The organism is Streptomyces ossamyceticus (genome assembly GCF_001418475.1).
Taxonomy (GTDB): Bacteria; Actinomycetota; Actinomycetes; order Streptomycetales; family Streptomycetaceae; genus Streptomyces; species Streptomyces ossamyceticus.
In genome coordinates this window covers 1-2,110 of record NZ_LIQX01000463.1, presented here as the reverse complement: position 1 = coordinate 2,110, position 2,110 = coordinate 1, and the positions used below count along the sequence as shown (strand labels likewise).

Sequence of the window (2,110 nt, the reverse complement as noted above, 5' to 3'; positions counted from 1 at the left end):
ACCCCCGACCGACCTCCCCCGTAAGAGGAGTGCCTGAGATGAGACTCAAGAACGTCACGGCCCTGGTGACAGGCGCCAGCAGTGGCATAGGGCAGGCGGTGAGTTCCCACTTCCGCCGGGAGGGCGGGCGGCTGCTGCTCACCGGCCGCAGGGAGCGGCTCGACAGCGCTCAGCCCGACGACCTGTACGTTCCCGGGGACCTCAACGACGAGACGTTCGTCGAGCACCTGGCCAAGCAGGCCGCGGAGTCCTTCGGCACCGTCGACGTCGTCGTCCTCAACCACGGTCTGCAGGCCGACGGTCCGCTCACCGAGATGGCCTGCGACGACGCGAGGAACGTGCTGGAGAGCAACCTGCTCAGCGCGTTCCTGGTGATGAAGCACTTCGCGCCGCTGATGCCCGAGACCGGCGGCTCGTTCGTCTGCGTCAGCTCACGGCTGGGCATGGTCGGCATGGCCGGGCAGGTCCTGTACTCCGCCGCCAAGGGGGGCCTCATCATGCTCGCCAAGGGCGCGGCGATCGAGTGGGCCCCGCGCAACATTCGCGTCAACGTCGTCGCTCCCGGCCTGACCGCCACCCCGATCATCGAAGCGGCGTTCCAGCGCAGGCCCGACCCCGAGGCCTACCGCCGCCAGCGCGAGAGCACGATCCCGCTCCAACGCCTCGCCACCCCCGAAGAGGTCGCCGACGCGGTGCTTTTCTTCGCGTCGTCGGAGTCGTCGTACGTGACCGGATCGGTCCTCACCGTCGACGGCGGATACACCGCAGGCTGAACACCCTGCTGGGCATCACCACCAGCAAGGGATTGAACGACCCGTTCTCCGTCGCGCCTTTCTGCCGGCCCCGCACATCGGCCCGCGCGACCTGCTCGTCCACGAGGTTCCTCAGCCCCAGGCCTCGCTCTGACCCATCCCTCACCAGGGCGCTCATGCCGCGGCTCTGTTGAGGACCGTCCCCGCTCGGCTGAACGCCGCCTGTCACCGGCGCCGGACGATGCTCTGTCCGCGTGCGCCGCCCTGAACTACCCCCCCCGCATGCGAGGTAAAGCCCCCGCACAGCTGGTCCCACGCGTCCCCAGATGAGGAGTATTGCCATGAGTGATGCCCAGATCGGTCGTAGAGCGCTCCTGCGCGGAGCGGGCGGCCTGGCCGCCCTCGCCGCTCTTCCTTCCCTCGCTGCCTGCGGTACCGGCACGAGCCGTGTCTCGTCCGGCAGTGGCAAGGGCGGCGGTAAGACGGTGGTCGTCCGTGACAGCGGCGGCTCCTACGGTGCGGCTCTGCAGAAGGCGATCTATACGCCGTTCACGCAGGAGACCGGTATCCAGGTCAAGGTGCTCAACCTGGACGACGCCCCGCTGCTGGCCCAGATCAAGCAGGGCCGCCCGCAGTGCGACCTCATCAACAACTCGATGATGTCCCACTTCAAGTACGCCAAGCAGGACGCTCTGGAGGCGCTGGACCGGGACCGGCTCAAGAGCGTCAAGAGCGCGAAGATTCCCGAGGCCCAGGTCACCGACCATGCCATTGGCCACAGCTTCTACGGCCAGTGCATCGCGTACCGCACGGACGCCTTCGGTGGCCGTAAGCCGGAGTCGTGGGCGGACTTCTGGGACACCAAGGCGTTCAAGGGTTCCCGCGCGATGGTCCATCCGGACGGTGACCTGCCGGAGCTGGAGTTCGCGCTGCTGGCCGACGGCGTCCCGATGGACAAGCTGTATCCGCTGGATGTGGACCGTGCCTTCAAGGTGCTGACGCGTCTGCGGCCTCGTATCAAGAAGTTCTGGGACAGCGGCCCGCTCCCGGGTGTGCTGCTGAGCCGCCAGGAGGTGACGATGTCCACCGTCTGGGACGGCCGGATCGCCGACCTTCAGAAGCAGGGTGTGCCGGTGGAGCGGCAACTCGACGGTACGCGCCGTCAGTTCTCGGGTTATGCCATCGCCAAGGGCGCGGCCAACTTGGACGCCGCCTACCGGCTGATGGACTTCTCGCTGCGTGCGGAGAGCCAGGCCAACCTGGTCAAGTTCTTCCCGTCGAACCCGTCTTCGCCGGTGGCCTACGGCAAGCTCACCGAGGAGCAGCGGAACGCGTCCGCCGGTGCGCCGAAGTACTAC

The 2,110-nt window shown here is 67.7% G+C and carries 2 protein-coding genes; both read left to right on the top strand.

Annotation, left to right across the window (positions count from 1 at the left end; translation table 11 throughout):
- Positions 1-38: 38 nt before the first annotated feature.
- On the top strand, positions 39-773 hold the full coding sequence (locus AOK15_RS29475; RefSeq protein WP_055521388.1) for an SDR family NAD(P)-dependent oxidoreductase: 735 nt from the start codon (positions 39-41) through the stop codon (positions 771-773).
- A 320-nt stretch (positions 774-1,093) separates the two neighbouring features.
- Positions 1,094-2,110, top strand: a 1,017-nt coding sequence (locus AOK15_RS29465) for an ABC transporter substrate-binding protein (protein WP_055521386.1), incomplete at its 3' end; no start/stop codon positions are given.

Coding starts and splice junctions, on each gene's coding strand:
- AOK15_RS29475 (WP_055521388.1), top strand. CDS start 39: ATGAGACTCAAGAACGTCACGGCCCTGGTGACAGGCGCCAGCAGTGGC.